The sequence below is a fragment of the Sporolactobacillus nakayamae genome (assembly GCF_900113325.1).
GTDB classification, from domain to species: Bacteria; Bacillota; Bacilli; order Bacillales; family Sporolactobacillaceae; genus Sporolactobacillus; species Sporolactobacillus nakayamae.
Window position 1 is genome coordinate 1 of the sequence record NZ_FOOY01000008.1, and the last position, 18,485, is coordinate 18,485.

Annotated in this window: 10 protein-coding genes; 1 reads left to right on the top strand and 9 read right to left on the bottom strand. The window is 39.1% G+C overall.

Annotation, left to right across the window (positions count from 1 at the left end; all coding sequences use genetic code 11):
• Positions 1–191: 191 nt before the first annotated feature.
• The 8 genes from cas2 to BM003_RS06345 all read right to left on the bottom strand — a co-directional run bounded on the left by cas2 (position 192) and on the right by BM003_RS06345 (position 15,953).
• Positions 192–512: a CRISPR-associated endonuclease Cas2 gene (gene cas2 / locus BM003_RS06310; RefSeq protein ID WP_245734101.1), complete on the bottom strand. Its 321-nt coding sequence runs from the start codon at positions 510–512 to the stop codon at positions 192–194.
• Complete coding sequence (cas1, locus tag BM003_RS06315; RefSeq protein WP_093671247.1) at positions 505–1,407, bottom strand: type II CRISPR-associated endonuclease Cas1; 903 nt, start codon at positions 1,405–1,407, stop codon at positions 505–507. The genes cas2 and cas1 overlap by 8 nt, the downstream gene beginning before the upstream one ends.
• Positions 1,379–4,633, bottom strand: a complete 3,255-nt coding sequence (gene cas9, locus BM003_RS06320) for a type II CRISPR RNA-guided endonuclease Cas9 (protein WP_093671249.1) — start codon at positions 4,631–4,633, stop codon at positions 1,379–1,381. The genes cas1 and cas9 overlap by 29 nt, the downstream gene beginning before the upstream one ends.
• Positions 4,634–5,037: 404 nt before the next feature.
• Positions 5,038–7,602: a BREX-1 system phosphatase PglZ type A gene (gene pglZ / locus BM003_RS06325; RefSeq protein ID WP_093671251.1), complete on the bottom strand. Its 2,565-nt coding sequence runs from the start codon at positions 7,600–7,602 to the stop codon at positions 5,038–5,040.
• A gap of 26 nt (positions 7,603–7,628) precedes the next feature.
• Positions 7,629–11,192, bottom strand: a complete 3,564-nt coding sequence (pglX, locus tag BM003_RS06330) for a BREX-1 system adenine-specific DNA-methyltransferase PglX (RefSeq protein WP_245734103.1) — start codon at positions 11,190–11,192, stop codon at positions 7,629–7,631.
• Between the two features lie 17 nt (positions 11,193–11,209).
• On the bottom strand, positions 11,210–14,764 hold the full coding sequence (gene brxC, locus BM003_RS06335) for a BREX system P-loop protein BrxC (protein WP_093671255.1): 3,555 nt from the start codon (positions 14,762–14,764) through the stop codon (positions 11,210–11,212).
• A 17-nt stretch (positions 14,765–14,781) separates the two neighbouring features.
• Positions 14,782–15,366, bottom strand: a complete 585-nt coding sequence (locus BM003_RS06340; protein WP_093671257.1) for a DUF1788 domain-containing protein — start codon at positions 15,364–15,366, stop codon at positions 14,782–14,784.
• Positions 15,366–15,953 (bottom strand): DUF1819 family protein, encoded by a 588-nt coding sequence (locus tag BM003_RS06345; RefSeq protein WP_093671259.1) that lies wholly within the window; start codon positions 15,951–15,953, stop codon positions 15,366–15,368. Before BM003_RS06345 ends, BM003_RS06340 begins: the two co-directional genes overlap by 1 nt.
• Positions 15,954–16,103: 150 nt before the next feature.
• Here BM003_RS06345 and BM003_RS06350 point away from each other — a divergent pair, with 150 nt between their 5' ends.
• Positions 16,104–16,637: a tyrosine-type recombinase/integrase gene (locus BM003_RS06350; protein ID WP_093671261.1), complete on the top strand. Its 534-nt coding sequence runs from the start codon at positions 16,104–16,106 to the stop codon at positions 16,635–16,637.
• Positions 16,638–16,782: 145 nt separating this feature from the next.
• On the opposite strand, the gene BM003_RS06355 is transcribed toward BM003_RS06350, so the two are convergent.
• Positions 16,783–18,015 carry an MFS transporter gene (locus BM003_RS06355; protein WP_245734122.1) on the bottom strand — a complete coding sequence of 411 codons (1,233 nt, stop codon included), beginning with the start codon at positions 18,013–18,015 and terminating at the stop codon, positions 16,783–16,785.
• Positions 18,016–18,485 lie beyond the last annotated feature (470 nt).

The following is an 18,485-nucleotide window of genomic DNA, read 5'->3' on the forward strand; positions in this document are numbered from 1 at the left end:
CTGAAGCCATACTTCCCCTGTAAAACTTGATGTGATACGATCCATGCCCCTGAATCCCTTGATACATCTCCATTTCAAGGGGTTTTTATTTTTAAAAAGCGATCATAAATGCATCACTTTTTAACTTTCTTTACTCTTTTTAATCATTTTCTGTGCAAAATAAAAGAGATTGCTTGAAAAACAACCCCTTTTTAAAAGAAATCTGTTTTATTTGATCCTAATCTTTCCTCTGGCGTATCTTCACCTAATAAAATATCCATATTTTCAAACTGCTTTTCGGTAATTTTCATTGAACGAATAGCTCCGCTAACGGGAGGAAGATTTTCTTTCAAACGTTTCATGTGTTTTTGCACACCATCCTCACCGTTGCAGATGCGTGAGTAAACAGAGAATTGAAGCATAGTATAGCCATCCTTCAATAAAAACTTTCGAAAGCGACTATATGCTTTTCTTTCACGACTTGAAGTTACCGGCAGATCAAAGAATACTATTATTCTCATAAATTTACTCATATGTATGGCTGTTGATATTAACTAATTCAGGAAGAAGTAAAAGAGATGCATCTGTCTGCCGACATGCAGTTGCATAACTTTTCACCATCTGATCTACCCCATTCGTAATGCTCTGTTTTTCTCCATTCCATATGGCTTCAATATTCAACACATCAAAAAGCTTTTTGCGAATATCTGATGACCATTCATCTTTTTCATGAACATTCATCGCAACCGTTACATCAACAAAAGCTCGTAGCGTCTCCATAAAATCATCCGCCAAATTAAATGCATTGGTCTGACTATCGTGAAAAACGCCAAAACACGGATTGAATCCATATCGAACCAAGGCTCTTGCAACGAGGGAGCGCATAATGCTATAACCATAATTTAATGCTATATTGCGTGTGTTCTCCTCACGGCGTTGAAAACCTTCACCGAATGCGGCAGTGAAGTAAACTTTTGCGCCATAAGCCTCGCGATTACTGCGATCACCGGATTCAACGCTGCGACTGATCGAAAACAATCGCTGCGCTTCTTCACCTTTATTTAACAGTTCCAAACAATGTGCCTGATTCTCAATTTTTCTAATAACAATTTTCTGCCAAATTCGCTTAATAAATGGTTTGGGCAACTTCAGCTGCATTTCCAGAACAACTTTTTGCCGGGAATGTTGATTGAATGGCTGAATAGCGCCACACGGCATACGTTTGCGATCACAGATAATCAGTTCTACTTGATATTCAACACATTTGCTTAAAAGCACGCTTGTTATCGTAATCGCCGGTTCTTCTAATGTAATCGTGCAAATATCTTCAAGCGGTATTCGTATCGTTTCTTCCTGGTGAATCAACAATTGTTCATCTTTTGTTGATAGTTTTGCCGGATTACGAATGACTAAGTGCCGGTATGCCATATTTTTTCTCCCCATGCACTTTTGTAAGATGACCTAGTGGATCAATTTGATATTTTTCAAAAATCTGTAGATTTTGAGATCCAATTCTATCAACATAGCTATTCATATGATCCATGATTCCGATTTGTGCTGTTGCTGAATCAGTTTTCTTATAGTAGAAGTACCCCTCCTGCCACATTATTGTTTCTCCTAAGTTTGATTTTGTTGTTTTTGATTTTTTCATTTTTACATAGACTACGTCATTTGAGAAGAGATTAAATAAAAATTTATAATCATCCGTAATATCTACCCATTTCTCATATGGCTGCAAAGGTTTTATAAACTTCTTCGGCTCCCTTCCTGCCACAACATCGGCAACGTAAACAGGGACCAGATAAAATTTTCCTGTTTTCTTGTGCTGATAAACTTCTGTACGGACAATGCTAGCGTTAGCAGCAACAGCCTCGTCTTTTAGTGAAACAACCTGATTCGCCTTATCTTCAATCTTCACTGATCGTATGATTGACGCCTTGTTCATATCCTTTGCCGGCTTATAGAGTGGTTCAATAAATGCTTTATTTTTATCCTTGCCGCTTTCCAGATAACGCTGTTTAATTGCCTGATAGGTCTTCATATCAGATTCCTTGCCGAACATCGGAAAGTCACCAGTCTTCTTATCAAACGGGATATTCTCCAATTTGGTTCTTGTCACAATTCTGGCATATCCATCTTTCCTTGTCCCACGTACCCGACGCAAAGTCTCTTCATGAATTTGTCCCTTAACAGACCGTTTCGGCATACGTGAAATAAAAATCGGCTTAACTTCACTGATGAATTCCTGATCATAACTATCTAAAGCCAAACTGTCCAGTGCGAGCTTTAGTCTTTCCGGTTCCTGCAATATTCTTGCTCTCAATTCCTTAACAAACTCTTCCCACGGCTCCGGAAAACGATCCCATGTCCGCTTAAGCAATTGTTTCAGACTGACCTCACGATGTTTGAAATATGTGCTTACCTCATAACGGAATGGTTGGCTGACCGCAATGATGACCGCATCAACAGCATGATGCAAATCATTTGCTTCACGATTTTTATTAAATCCCCAACGTTTGCGCATCAATGAAGTATACGCACCATTAACAGCAAAAACATGTTGCTTTGCATCTTTCACTTCACGAAATTCTAGATTATCTTCAACAAAGCTTTTGATGAATCTCGTAATATAGCGCGTGTCATTTAAGTGTCTCGCTTTAAACGTCTGCTCCTGCTCATCGTCCATGTTCCTTTTAAGCAATAAGTCTTTTTTCTTTTTTGCCACCTTCAAAGTTTTGACATAACTTTCAAATTTTTTCCATCGATGTTCGTCTGCACCGAACCATTCACTTGGCGTTCTATTTTTCTTTTCTTGATTCATTTTAGACAAAACAAGGACTTTATTCGTGTTACTGTCATCAAAGCTGCGGCTGTACGGAATTATATGATCTACTTCCGTAAAACCAGATTCAAAAAGATCATTCAAATGAATCGTCTCTTGAGAGTAAGCACATTTGCAATCTTGCTGTTGCCAGAGTTTAAATTTTAATATGTCATGTCCTTGAGGATTCTTATGCGGATACAACTCTTGAATGTATGCTTTTGCGTCATCATTTACAGCTCTGTTTTTATTGTATTGTTTATCCAAATCACGGCGTTCTTTATAAGGGCGTCCCATTTCTCTCGCTAATTCAATATACATATATAAAGGCGATCCATAGCGTTTGATGATTCCGTTAATTATTTTTCTGGTTTGAGATAATGAACGGATGACTACCGGATTACGAATTTCATCAGCCGGAATGACAGGAAGAAGATGTTGTTTACTCTCACCAACCTGCTCGTCCAATCGATATCCCAATTCATCACAAGCCCTGAAATAAGGAATACCTTTTTCCATCAGCGGAATTAATTTGTTCAATGCTTTTAAAGAGAGATGACCGAACTTAGAAAATGAGAGACTTAACAGATTATCAATGAGCTCTTTATTATATTTTCGATTTGCTCGATTGTTTATCCGTTTTCCTTTTTCATTGACATAGTTATTGGAAAGATAATCAACTGTATCTTTATCGTCTTTAAAAATGGTTAATGCATAAGCAATTTCATCCAAATCAACGGGACGATACTGCACTAATGCATCTTTTCCTTCAACATTCTTTATGATCTTCCTTATTTCATATTGTTCTTTTAATGATAGGAATACTTTATTCTCATTCTTTTTCAGATCCTCCGCGGGATCATAAAACAAATCATTAAATCGTTGATCCTCCGCTAAGGATAACTTTTTTCTTAGTTCAAAATACGTCACCTTTTCCTTATCAAACAAATATGGGATAATCGCATTCCGTTCCTCCTCAGCCAGTTCACGAGATGGTTGGCTTGAAGATAGGATTCTCAACCGGCTTAATTTGTCTAGTGCACGAAAATATTGAAAAGCATACGAAGCTTTAGGTGCGCGTTTCTCGCCTTTTTCAAAAGTGCAGTCACCAATTTTTTTTAGAATATCTTCCTTTGTGGCAACAGGCCGTTGTGCAGACCATATTTCAATATATATTTTTTTATTGTCTGGCGTTGCGAATCTTTGACCATATTCATGTTGCTTTTCAAAAATCAACTGAATTTCTTGCTCAAGTTCGCCGCGAGCCAACACATGTGTATATTCACCATCTCTATTTCGTTTTCTGCCCGCAAATTTTTCCGGTTCGCTTACAAGCATTTCAGCTACAGTTTGATAACCTTTTTCTTTCATCAATTCCTTATTTGCTTTGATCGCTGACAATACTTGACCATTATCATCTTTCTTTGATTCACTTTTCCTATTTGAACGATACCCTCTGTTTTTGGCAAGATGCACAAGCACTCTGGCAAACTCACGATCCGTTAAAAGGCGTTCAAGTGCATTGACCCGGACTAGCCAGATATCCAGATCGCCGGCCTTCCAGTCATAGAGTTGTTCCATTTGCCCACGTGTGAGTAATCCCTTCTCGAGAATAAATTGCCGTACTTTGCCGACACGGTATCTTCTGCGTCTTAATCTTCTTCGGGCAGATCTAGCGTCTCTCCGGGGCGCAGCAAGCGATGAGCCATTTTTGGGATTTTCAGCTGCATCATACAATCTAGCACCCATCTTCTCAATACGTTTTTTATCTAGATTAATTACCGACCAGCCAACCGATGAAATGCCAATATCAAGACCGATACTATATTTCATATATTTCAGCTCCATAGGAAATTAGTTTTATGTATTTTTAAAATTCAGTCATAGTTGGTACAAAAAAATGACTAAACCATGGGCCTAGTCACTTTAATGAGGGAATTCCCATAACGGGAGGCGATCCCTAACGCCACAGCATAATGCTTTACCATACAAACTCTATAAAACTTGATCTGATACGATACGTGTGATACAGCGATTTCCCCAAATCGCTTATCTATTATTTTAAATTACTGGGCTTATTTGTCAATCACTTTTGTCCTATTTTAATTAATGCATTTTCGACTTATTTCGACAGTATACAAATTTCATGACCATCAGCTCCTTTTTATCTTTTTTGTCAAATGTTTAAATGCTTGCATATTAATTTGATCCAAATCCACATCACAACTTTCCAAATCTTAAACACCGTAACCATCGGAAAAAGCAATGTCTATAGTGAAAGGAATCCGTTCAAAATTTTTTTCAACGTTCTCTTCTTCATCTTCAAGCACAAGAAAATAAGTAGCCTGACGATTATAGTCTCGATTTTTAAAAACAAATTTTTCGCGATAAACCCGATCAGCCGGTTTTTCTGAAGAACGGTCAGCAAGTAGATGGTTCTCATTCGTGATTCTTTCGCCATGAGAATCTATAAAATAAGCAATCAATCGGCGCGGATGCACCTTTTCTTCTACAGGTTCTGTTTGGAAAAATTCAAGAAACAAAATCATTGTCGTGATTTTACGAGAACTGCTCATCAGTTTCGCGTTCACCTTGCGCAAAATGTTACTCCGGTTATTCCTAAATGTAACAACTGGTACAACGATCTCCTGAAGCATCGCACCGCCGTGAACATAATTCGCACCTGCACCTTGAATCATAAATCGCTCTGCACCATTCGGAACAGTGACAAAAAGTGGCGGATCATTTGATAGTAAGCCTTCCGTTGAAAATGTTAAAGTGCCCTCTGAATTTGGTTTCTGGTCACCGATGACAAAACGGCGATTCATTTGCAATGTTTGTCCACTAACAACTGGCAATTTGTCGCTCTGTTTGATTGGATCGCGCTGATAAAGATACCCATGATCCGCAGTAACAAGAATGGTTGATGCACTTAAATTATTTACAAGCTTATTGATGAGTACGGTAATCTCGTCAATTGCTTGAGTGGTTGCAGCAAATACTTCCGACTCAGAGGGTGCATGATCTCCATTAGCATCAATTCGATTATGATAGATGTAGATTACCTTTTTGGATTGTAATCGTTCCCGCATTTCCTGTCGGGATAGGTCACGTATATCTCGTTCACGAATCGCGAAACTCTCCTTAACTCTCTTCTGTAAAAGAAGGGTTCGTTTTTCAATTCCCGTAATTATGACATCATCCACCTTCACCGACTGATTTCCACTCTCGCTGATCTCATATCGGATGGAATGGTGTGGAAGCATTGCAGGTATACCCAAAGCAGTGAAAGATGGCAGAGTACTTTGCATGGCAGCAATTTCTGCTGTACCTCTAAGCTCCAAATTTAATCGATCCATCAGTTCGCGCCCTGCTTCATATCGAAAAGCATCCGAGATAATGACAAAAACGCGTTCATTTTTCTTTAAAAAGGGCTGAATTAGATCAGGATAGAAACGGTTCTGCTGTGGCACTCCGGCAATAGGCCATTTCTCATTTTGAGACTGCTTCAAACCTTGGGTCCATTTGGTTGCTAGCTCCCTCATATAAACATTGCCGTAAACTCTTTCAACCTGCTCGCGTAAGGTAATTAAAAGATCATCCTTTTGGCAACGGTCATAAGCAGTATAAAACTTCCGATAAGCTCGATCATAACGATAATAGTCTTTTATATACGCTTGGATTAGATCATATGAAGAAGCCTCGGGAACGAAGTGCTGATGCTCCTTGTCCAAACGCATTAAAAGAATTGCCTCCTCTATCGCCACGTAGACGTCCCGATAATCGTGGTACCAATGTAACGTTCGACGTGCATTGATCATATTCTGATATGTATCAAATTGATCGACTCCCGCTGCAAGCTGTGCTTCAATATACTCAATAACAGCACCATCAAATCCGCGGAATGCATCTGCACCAACATAGTCTTGTATATCCCATTTTTTGAGGTAATCATCAAGATAAATGGTGCTTGCCACCAATTCCGAGAGTTTCTGAAAAGCATCGCGGTTATCCGACTGATTCATAAACTGATTCATCAGCACGATGATATTCATTGGTTTCAACGAAACATAGTCCTTCCAACAATCTGGCAATTTAAGATCAGGAGCCGTACCGGAAAGATAGGTCAGCAGGAAAAATGTGAACAGATCTTGTAATGATCGTTCATTCCGGGTATAGTCATACATTCTCTCCATCAAAATCCAGAAACTTTCTGGATCGCCAAATTTGCCGATTGCTTCCCATGATCTGTTACTCTCTTCCACATATTCCCGCATCAGTGTTTTGACTACCTCATCTGGAGTATTAACCGTATTTCGACACAGCACAGACAAAACGCCAACATCAATGGATTGCTGATCAAAATCAGTGATTTCAAAAGACTGGAAAGCAGTATATCTCTGCTTATTATTAAAAAACTTTGCATAATGCTTAACAATCGGTTGAAGGATCGGATCTGCAATTCCCAGCTCACGCATGATCACCGTCGTTTTATCCGTCGAAAATTCCATTCCCATTTTCAATTGGTCAAGCAGCCAGTCTTCATGTGGGGCAGGCTTTGCCATCGGAGCATAGATGAGAAAAGAAGAATTCGGATCCTTCTTCTCCAATTCATACTTCGTCGCAAATAAATTATGCGATGTCAGTTTCCAAACACGTATCTGATCAAACTGAAGGTCGTTTATATCCTCTTTAAAGTCCCCTGCTCCGTCATACCAGAACACGAGATGACGTTTTTGACCGTAACACAGCGGTTTCTGAAATAGTTCATTCAACATGCGCCGCACTTCTTTCAGATTCATAGCCGCAGCTCCTAATCTATATCTATTTATATTTTTGCAAGTAGGTCAGCTTTGAGTGGGTTCTTTCCCGCTCCCTGTGGCACTACGATGCTTTGAAACTTTGCATAATTGACTTTAACCCCGTCATCCAAGTCCAATTTAATCTGCTGATTTGCCATATGAGCCATAATTTGATCGTACTGACGGCATTCACTTAGTTGTCGTTGAAGTTTCTCTTTTTGCTTACGTGCTTTCACCCGATCCCGCCCTTGTGCATCCGATTCCACCAGCAGATCCAAGCGACTCATCTCTTCCTCATACTTACGCTCCATTGCATGTAAGTAATCTGTTCGCACACACGCTACTAATCCAGGCTCATATCGATGCAAATAAATCAACGCTTTAAATCCATTTTGCTTTCCACTGTCAAAAAGCCAGTAGATCGGCCTTTTTTTATAAATCTGAACATGATCTTTGTAAAATTCTTTAAGAAAGTAGCGGCGGATTCGCTGTCTCGACGTTTCACTCGACTTCGTATTTAATGACTGTGCAATGAAGTCGAGATTCTGCTCCAAAGTATTGTCACTAAAAGTCAATTTCAAAATCGAAATCAATCGCCCAACAAGATCGTCTTCAAAATAAGTATCATCAGTAATCGGAATCACATTGTCCTTATCCGGCTTATAGTTCTTATAGCGTCCGTTATCAAAGTCTCCACCGGCAAAAATCAATTCTTCTTCATCCAGTGAATAACGACCAAACATTATCCCTACACAGTATGAAAGAAATGATTTCACATCACGTTCACGATCCGCACGTCTGACTGTGACCTCGTCATCCGACTCTTCTGGCGTTAGTTCATCTTGCAGGCCATAAAGATCAATAAAAATCCGGTTCAACTCTTCTTCGTTTGCTTTCAATGTAATATAACGTCGGTCTGCTTCCTTTTTCCAATTGCTGTATGATTCTTCTAAAGTCACTGCTCCATCTCGGAATTCGAGAAAAGGATGCCGCTTAAAATCCCAGGACGTTTCGAAAGAATCCCAGTCGGATTTGGAGATTAAAATAGTTTGATGAACTAAATGTAATATAATGGATGATTCATTTTTAAAATTTATAATGGGTATTTTTTTTAAATCCCCAACTTGAAAAGCTAGAGTTGGATTCATCATATTTAGAAAAAAAATCGTCAGTTTGCTAGCTAATAAGCCAAGGATAATTAACGAAGTATCAAATATACAACAACCTGCAGTATCAAAAATAAAACCTTCGTTATAATACCTTACCCCAAACTTTGAAGAACTGATTCTTGACCACGAAATAGATTCTTTGAAATAATCATTTTCATTTGAGATCTTCCATCCTAAATTTTCTCCTAACTGCGGATAATTAATTCTTGTGTTCTCTTTAATCTCAGCACCATTATTTTCCCAATTAACTAGAAAATAATGATTACCATACCATTTTCTGTATTCTCCACCTTTATTGTATGGAACCCATTTATAGTCATTTTTGAATGGTTCATAATTTTTAAAGTGAATTTTTTGTTTATTTACTTCAAACCATAAACGTATAAAACGCTCATTATCTCCCGTCCTCATCCCCATCTTTGGTTGACTTAAGTTTGATAAAGGTAAGCTTTCTCTAAAAATCTTTCTCACTTGATCACTTGCCCAATAAGCAATTGGTGAGCCGGGGATATCTGAGAATCCGTCTTGAGTTCTTATGAAATTTAATTTATTATTCCTAAACTGCTTTGACTTTCCATCTGCGTCTTTAATATCTACGAGCCTTACATAAGTGGCATTATAATTTGGAATCGTTTGATTGCGCAAAACGAACATGGTACTTTGTACGACTTCCCCACCAATTTCAGCGAATGCCCTGGCTCCAAGATGCGCCATCGAATAGATTTGTTCTTCTTTTAGAAGAAACAATCTCAATTTTTCAAAAGATGACAGAAACATCCAGGACTGCTGGGTAATCATGCTAATAAATCCGTTTTTCCGCGCAAATTGAATGCATCGTTCCATCATTACTGCGAATAGATCTGCGCTTGCATCAGGGTAATTACTTTTTACAAACTTCGATAGCCGGTCATCCATTCCTTTTCGACCCATATAAGGTGGGTTTGTGACAACCACCTCGAAATTCATCGCAAGCAACGTTGCTTGATTAACAAGAGCTTTAAAGAGGGCTAGCTTATTTAACTTAAAATCTTCTAAAAAGAAATCATAACTGTCCTTTTTTTGTATTTCCTTTATACGTGCATTCAACATCTCTAAGTCGATAGAATCAGGCACTTTCAAAATAGAACCATACAATTCTGCATCGGCAAATGTACCAACTAATTTCCGTGCCTGCTCTTTTAATAGTTTGTTTTCCGCAAAGATATCAATGTCTTCATCAGTAATGCTGTTGCTTTCATGAACCGCATAAACATGAATATCGACATGTTTTCTGAATAACTGTCGATCATAGAAACGGGCCTTCATCACTAATGAGAAGTACGCAAGCTGTTTTGCACGCTCATCAATCTCCAGTCCATAAATATTATTCTGCAGGATTAACTGAGGAATATCTCGCTTGGAGTAACCTGCTGAAACATAAATTTGAAAGAGTAGGTCAAAGGCATACACTAAAATATGTCCTGATCCCATACAGGGATCAAACACTTTAATAGATTCAGGGTTCAGATTTCTGTTTATAAAGCTATTCAGTTGACGATGAACATTCAACGGCTGCTCTACTTCATCTATATAATAAGACCATCTCTGTTTCAACTCCTCATTTGGATGGGATTCAAGCCACAGACGGCCTAGTGAATTTTCCACCATGTATTGAACAATCCATTTAGGGGTAAAAAGTTGCGTGGCAGCCGGAATATCATCTTTACCAATCTTTATATTCTTCTTCAATTCAGCAAAAACTTCATCTTTTTTTTCAGAATTATAAAATTGATAGAGCCAGCCAATGATTTCAACCTGATGCTCCCAGTTTTCCTCTTTGAGATTTTCGGTCATCACTCGAATCACAGAGTTTTCAGAAAGAAGATTATCGGGCAGAAGAAGTTCCGAATCATTACCAATTGATTCGAAAATATTAGGCATGATTTCACTTAACTTGTTGCATTGATGAATCAGTATATATTTAAAAAGACGATCGTTTTGATTTCGATCTTGAAAGTCGTAAACTTGTCCCAAATCTAAACCAAGTTCTTCAGCTACCAGCTCGATATTACTCAGAACATCTGGTTCATTTTTTCCAGATTCAATAGAGGAAAAAATTCGAATACCAGTTGGCAGATAGCCATTCACCTCCATGAATCGAAGGGCAATAAAACGGTTAAACCACGTGTAGGCAATCCTATCGATCACATAACTATAGCCATGTATATGTATTTCATTGATTAAGTGTACGCGCTGCTTTAATTGATTCTTATCATAGAGTACTCCATTGATTTTAAAACCGCCTTCAAAGATTTCTGGTTTAACTATTTTATTCTTGGTAATCCCAAATTCAAAAGCTTTTTGTGTGACACCTTTAATCAATTTTTCTCTTGCATAGATTGCAAATTCCTTAATCGCTTTTTTGTCGATTTGCTCATTCATCATATGTTCTCCCAAAGTCATACCAACTTAATAATCGTGTTTTCATCGAATTCTTTTTCTAATTTTTTTCGTAGTTCATCTACGACACGGTCTATATCTTCCCTAGAAGCAATTGTTCGTGTCCCCTGCATAATCATATGTTTACTGATGGTTTTTGTCTTTTTCACTGGGTGATCAATAACCGGTGGATGCAGATCAACAACAGGATCCTGTTTCACTTCGTCCTGTGTGCGTTGCTCGCGTTCAAGAATAATTTTGTTCATACAACGTACTTTCAATCGGTCACTTTCAGTCTGCTTGGCAATAACTTCGATAACACTGTCCGCTTTCTCAAGCTGTTCTTTTAATCTAATAAAATTTTGGCGAAAATCTGTGGCAAATTTAGTCTTAAGTTCCGGATCTTTATTCAGTTCATCAAGAACTTCTTGAAAATCACGGTCAATTATTTTTTCAATCGGCTGGCTTTCTTTTTCGATCAATGTCATGAACTGATCGCGGAATGCATCACAAAGAAGAGACAATTTATGAATTTGTCCATATGGAGAAACATGATGCACGATCTGTGCCATTTGCTGCTCTACATTCAGAAAATCTTGATCTGTGATGTAGGATTGGTTTTTTTCATAAACGGTCAGTAGATGAAGGGCAGAATCAAATTTATTCCGTTGATTGCTGAAAAAACCCTTAACGTCATTCACCTGATCGGCATAATCCTCTAAATCTCTTTTGAGACTGTATGCCTTTTTGTAAAAGGTTCCGGCATCGTGAATATCTGCCAATGCCCTCATTGCGTCTTGCCCGGATTCAACAATTTCTTTTCCCGGATAATGCGGATGTTCATGGTACAAATCAAGCATTTTGCCTGCGTCATGCAGTTCCTGATCTAACAATTTTTGAAATGTCTGCATCAGCCCGTCTTCATCCGTCGGTACTGAGGATCGATCAAAAAGTATTTGGCAAAGATCTTTGACCGCTTTTAACAATGCCGGTGAAATTTGTTCCCGCTTAGTTACGATTACACGATCAGTAAGATCCCTCCGAGTAACAGCCTCAAAAAGGTTGCTGTCGGAAGGTTGAAGATAAACACTGTTCATCATCAGCTTAATTTCTTGTGTTTGAAAAAGACGAACGAGCACAGCTGTTGTATCGAGTTCCAACCAACCATATGGTTTTTCTGAGAAATGATTGATGATCGTTTTGACCGTCATCTGCTGATGACGCATGGACATCCGTTCGATATAACCGTCTGACTCTTTTAAGGCTAGATAGTTGGGGATATCTTCCTCAAAGACGGTCATTTGATCCTGCCGATCATTCAGCAAAGTCATAAGCATGTTTTTATTGTCAACAAATTCTGTAATGTAATCGATTTTGTTGTAAAGATTTCGTATTAAAGCAAAAAACGCATCATTGATACGATCGACCGGATTTTTTTCTTTAATCTTTAACTGCTCGCCGTTGGCATAAATTTCAGCAATTTTCAAAGCCTCAATAAGTGCAATGCTGATCCGACCGAATCGATCTGTCACTTCACGCGATTTGCGTGTTTTGATGTCTTCAATTGTCTGAGACGCGGAAACCCCACTTTTCAGTTTAAGATAAGCTTGAATTTTAAGGATTTCTTCCATTTCATCCAAGTACGATGTATCCTGCGGCATACGAAGGATCACATTACCTTCGCGCATGGACATCGACTTTAACTGAAGTTCGTTTAAATCATTTTCTGTCTCATAATCCGGAGTCAACACTTTAAGACCGATATCACTTGTCTGATTTCCAATTGGCCGATCGTTTATGACTGAATTAAATGGAAAATTGTAGTGAGTTGAGTAGCGGTATTTCTTAGTTGGATAGATCGATCCAAACAATTCCTCACCAATTTGTTGAATGACTTCTGATGATTCCACATGCATATTTTTGATTTCCCGATTAACATCCTGTTCATCATTGGTTAGAAAAATGTATTCTTCTCCATTTTTCTGGACAAGTGTTTGACTTATCAATCGTTTCAGTGATTCACTGATTTTTTCCTTGAGTTCGATCTTATCTGCATCAATTGCATCAACCATCAGCGTTGCTAAATTTTCAAGGTTAGCAGGTACTTCTTTTACATATTTGATTAGAAAGAGCAGTTTAAGCACATCAATATCATCAGGTGTTAAAGATCCATTTGTTGAAGCACGCACAATAACATTAGTGATCACAGAATCTAGAAACGTCTTAATTGTCTCGTAAAAAGCAGAAAATGGCACGAGCAGTCCTTCTTCACGATCCGCAAATTGGACTGCAGACTCTTGAAAAGCGCTGAGCAAGGAACGCTCACCTTCGGACAGATGCTTTCCGGAAGCGCCATGGATTCTCACGCCAGTAAAAACCTTTTGAAGCAAAGCAAACTGATAAGGAACGAATGGGTAATCATCGATGAATTCTTGACTACTGCTGAATCTTTTCATTTCAGCGCCTTTGTTCGAAAAAGAAAGTAGATTTTTCAAGATCGATTCTTTTTCCTGATAAACATCGTTAAGGATGAGTGAAGTATGTACATTTTTCTCAAGAATACGTTTCTTAATGACTTCATCGACGAATGCACTGGATAGACTCATTTTAGTGAAGCGGCCCATGATTTTTGAAAAGTCATTGCCTTTGACTTTTACAATGGAATCAATGTCCTCTTGACTCGTGACAACAATCCATGCCTGACCGTGGCACTGACGACCAAACTCATGAACAACGGTCTGCAAATTCAGCATTGCGGCCGAATTATCGCCAATGTACTGCCCAACTTCATCAACAAAAAATACCACGTGGTGATCGTTCCCTTTTCGATCAATATAGTCTTTGACACGTTTCGCGAATCGGTCGATGCTGATCGTATAGTCCTGTTCCGCATGTTGGAACCAATGTCGTGCTGTTTCCTCACTCATCTGTGTAGCCCGGCTTAACGCTGCAATAATTGAATCTTCTTCATAGTAAAAATCATCACGCGCATCTTCCCATTTTCTCCCTGAAATTTCTCGGAATTCAGTTTTATAAGCACTGTACTTACCGTCTAAGTCCATCTGTCTCTCAATATCAGCAATCCATGGAATCGAACCACAGAAACCCTGCATCTCATTGAAAACCTTGTTCAGCACCTTAACAATCGAATCTTTTTCCGTCTTGACACCCGCCTCACTCTTGGCATCAATGTCAAACAAAATTACATCAGTATCAATGCCAGCGGCTTTCTTCATATCTTCGAGAACGATTGGATCTTTAAGTTTATCCTCAAAAAAATCAATCGCTCTCTTTCCATCAACTTCACGGTTATCCACGAGGTAGGATAATATTTTCAGAAAGTGTGACTTTCCAGAACCAAAGAACCCTGAAATCCAGACACCAATCTTGTCCGTTGGATGATCAATGCTTTCCTTATATGTAGAAAAAAAGCGGCTGATATGCCCTGCTAATTCATTTGTAACAACGTACTCTTCAAGTTCCTGTTTTACCCGGACATGATCATCTTGTCCGACTTTAACCACGCCTTGAATTTCGCGGTCAATTTTCTTTTTAAACATCTCGCGAAGCTGCATATTGCGTATCCCCTTTTTCAATCTGCTACAAGCGGAAAAGCACGGTAATAATTGTCGTCCTTTAAAGCGTTAAAGAGATTTAATTCTTGCCCATCATAATTCCCAGGGAAGAACAAGATAACAGGCGTATGATCTGTGGCATGAAAAAGATTGTTCAAAATCATATGCGATCGAATCAGTGGAAAAGCTTTGCCGACTCCCGTAATGAAGATAATGTTTCCAGATTGAACATGCTCCCGAATGTATTTAATGACCTGATCGTCATCCTGAGTCAGACGCAAAGTGTGAGACGTAGCTTTATAAACTTTTTCACTGCCATACCGCTGTTCCATCTCGAAATTCTTTGCCAAATAGCCTTTTTTTCCTAGAACTGAAAGGATAATTTCATAAAGGTCAAATTCTGTTACATTGAAAGAGATGTTGTGGTCGTCATTAATTCGCTGTTTTAAATAGGCAATATGATCTCGGACAAGCATTTCATATTCAGGGATGTACTGGAAAATATAGTAATTATCTTCATTTGCAAGTCCATTTTTTTTCATGAAATCCGGGTTCATCAGCTTTGGTAATATATCATCGAGTCTCTGCTGGATGGTCCTCATTATGCAAGACACCTGCCTATTGACAACGAATCTATTTTCAACAGATAATTTCTTACTTCGGGATCAATCAATGGTCGATTTAATTCGCGATTGCTGCTGTTACTCTTCAGAAATCCTGCTTCATACAGAATGCGTATGAAAACTTGTTTAAGTTTATAGAGTGTATAGGGCTTCCAAGCTCTAACAATTTCACTTTGCTGGCCTTTTGATTCAAAGAAATGCTCAAAGTCGCGATCGGTCAGATACGTGTCTAACACGGAAAATTTATCAGCGATAACTTCTGTCACGAAATCATGAAAAAGTCGATCTGTTTTCTCTATAGCAAACACTGCAATTACTTTTCCGGTACCTGTATCTCTGGAAACTATTTTGTTCACTAAAAAAGAATCAAGGGCCTGCAGTCTTTTCAACACGGTTGGGGCAAGCTCTCGCCTCCGATTCTCAGATTCTGTTTGAAATAGATTTTCATTAATGATTTTCAATTTAAGTTCTGAATAGTCGACCCCATCAAGATAACATTTGCATAAATTTTTTAGTTCAATGAACAGGAAAGAACGCGATTTTATGGTTGAGCTGTATTTGCGCACTTTTCAAATCACACCGCTCTCTCAGCTTGCATTTTGATAAAACACTTTACTTTTGTTGTAGCGGCTACATTTTCGCTAGAACGTATCTCTTATAACGTGGTATAGTAATAGGTGTACTATCCCCGACTGTACTGGTGGTTGAAAGCTTTTATGGCAAGTATTCCTATTAAAGATCAGAACGCAATTCGAGAAATTTTTTCAGCGTTGGCGAGCAAACGAAAAGGAGAAATTTATACTTTATATTTTGAATTTGCTTTATCAACTGCTTTGCGCGTCTCTGACATTCTGTCTTTACGTAAGAAAAACATTACGAATGGCTATGTTCATGTTCGAACGATGAAAACGGGTCTTGAGCGAGTGATCGTTTTGAACGAAAGTTGTCGTAAGAGGATGGAGAATTATCTTGAGGATAAAGATGAGGAAGATCTAATCTTTCCTTTTAAACGTCAATGGATTCACAAACTTTTAAAATGGGCTGCTAACTATTCAGGGCTTAACTCAACTCATATCAGTTGTCATACAACTCGGAAAACTGCAGCTTGGCGGTTTTATATTGATAGTAATCATGATATTATGAAAACAATGTATTTATTGGGACACAGATCTCCGAAAGAAACACGATTTTACTTGGGAATTAATGATGAAGAGGTCAATCATCAATTGATTACTACCACATGGCGATAGTTATTAGTTTTTTATATTTTCATAGGCTACGTTCTAGCGAAAATGTAGCCTTTTCTCCTAATAATACAAAAACAATAAAACCCAGCATCTTATCCGAATCAGATGCTGGGTTTAAACTTTTATCTAGTTAATTCGTTCTTAAGATTTATTCCTCCAACTCCGCCTCAATATACGAAGTTTTTGACGACTCTTGCATGCGCCAGTAGACGATCAAGCTGACGAAAACGCAGATGGCCACGTAGAAGAAGAACATGGTTTCGATGCCGATGCTCTTGAACCACAGGGCGACAAATTCGGCGGTACCGCCGAAGATGGCGACGGTTAGTCCATAAGGCAGACCGACACCGAGCGCGCGGATTTCGGTCGGGAACAGCTCGGCTTTGACGATCGCGTTGATCGATGTATAACCTGTAACAATGATCAAGCCGAGCAGCATCAATAGGAAGGCTGCGGTTACGCTATGCGACGCGCGCATGAGCAGGAACAGTGGCACAGTCAAGATGCTGCCGCTGATACCGAAGAAGAACAGCAGCGGTTTGCGGCCGATTCGATCAGACAACATGCCGGCGAGCGGCTGCATCGCTAGGAAGATGAGCAGTGCGACAAAGTTAATGATGCTGACAACTTCCTTGTCGAGTCCTACAGAGTTGATCATAAATTTCTGTAAATACGTTGTATAAGTGTAAAAAGCGACCGTTCCTCCGAGTGTCAAACCTACAACGGTCAGAACCGCACGCGGATATTTCATCAGTGCTTTGATCGTTCCCGCATTCTTCTTGGTTTTTCCGGACATTTTCTTGAACTGGTCGGATTCATCCATCGACAGTCGCAACCACAGAACAGCAAGTGCTCCGAGCGCTCCGATCACGAATGGAATGCGCCAGCCCCAAGCTCTCAATTCAGCTTCATTAAGTGATAATTGCAGAATGATTTGGACGCCGAGTGCTACGAGTTGTCCGCCGACCAAGGTTACATACTGGAAACTGGAATAGAATCCGCGACGTCCTTTGTTTGCCATTTCTGACAAATAGGTCGCAGAAGTGCCGTATTCGCCGCCAAGCGACAATCCTTGGAAAAGTCTGGCTAGGATAAGAATAATCGGTGCGAAAATACCAATGGTTTGATAGTTTGGTGTCGCGGCAATGATGAGCGAACCGCCAGCCATAATCAGGATGGAAAGTGTCAGTGCAGCGCGGCGGCCATGACGGTCGGCGTAGCGCCCCATGATCAGACTGCCAATCGGCCGCATTAAAAAGCCAATCGCAAAAATTGCCGCTGTATTCAGCAGTTGTGATGTTGTGTCTCCTGACGGGAAGAAATCCGTTGAGAAGTACACTGCGAAAGCGGCATAAACATACCAGTCATACCATTCAATCATATTGCCTAAGGAACCTTTAAGTATATTTCCTGCGATTCGACGTGAATCCACGTGTTCTACAGGCTTAGCATCAGCCACATGAACATCTCCTTTAGTCAGAACTCTCAATTGCCAACCGGTTAATATAATTAACGTACAGTTTGGTGAAAAAAATATCCATGATGATCATGTCCACCTATGTATGCTTACTGTACACGAAAGCTTCGCCACAAGTGAAACAATTCGCTTATATAATCGCCATAAATCTTGAGGTCGCTCCGCGAGACATCTTCTTTCATCGAACTGTTGATTGGAATCATTATTCTATTTTGTTATCATTACAATAACATAAAGATCATAATTTAACAGCTTATTTGTTTTAATTTATAAAAATAAATTTCTAGTTGGTTCACTTGGCTAAAAAATAATTTTGCATTTTTAAATAGGAAGCAAAAAAAAAGAACCCTGAATCGGGTTCCGCCATATCGCTT

Bases quoted from the DNA above. Each gene is read 5' to 3' on its own strand.
- brxC (WP_093671255.1), bottom strand. From the start codon at position 14,764: ATGCAGCTTCGCGAGATGTTTAAAAAGAAAATTGACCGCGAAATTCAA.
- pglZ (WP_093671251.1), bottom strand. From the start codon at position 7,602: ATGAATCTGAAAGAAGTGCGGCGCATGTTGAATGAACTATTTCAGAAA.
- pglX (WP_245734103.1), bottom strand. From the start codon at position 11,192: ATGAATGAGCAAATCGACAAAAAAGCGATTAAGGAATTTGCAATCTAT.
- cas9 (WP_093671249.1), bottom strand. From the start codon at position 4,633: ATGAAATATAGTATCGGTCTTGATATTGGCATTTCATCGGTTGGCTGG.
- BM003_RS06350 (WP_093671261.1), top strand. From the start codon at position 16,104: ATGGCAAGTATTCCTATTAAAGATCAGAACGCAATTCGAGAAATTTTT.
- cas2 (WP_245734101.1), bottom strand. From the start codon at position 512: ATGAGTAAATTTATGAGAATAATAGTATTCTTTGATCTGCCGGTAACT.
- BM003_RS06355 (WP_245734122.1), bottom strand. From the start codon at position 18,015: ATGATTGAATGGTATGACTGGTATGTTTATGCCGCTTTCGCAGTGTAC.
- cas1 (WP_093671247.1), bottom strand. From the start codon at position 1,407: ATGGCATACCGGCACTTAGTCATTCGTAATCCGGCAAAACTATCAACA.
- BM003_RS06340 (WP_093671257.1), bottom strand. From the start codon at position 15,366: ATGAGGACCATCCAGCAGAGACTCGATGATATATTACCAAAGCTGATG.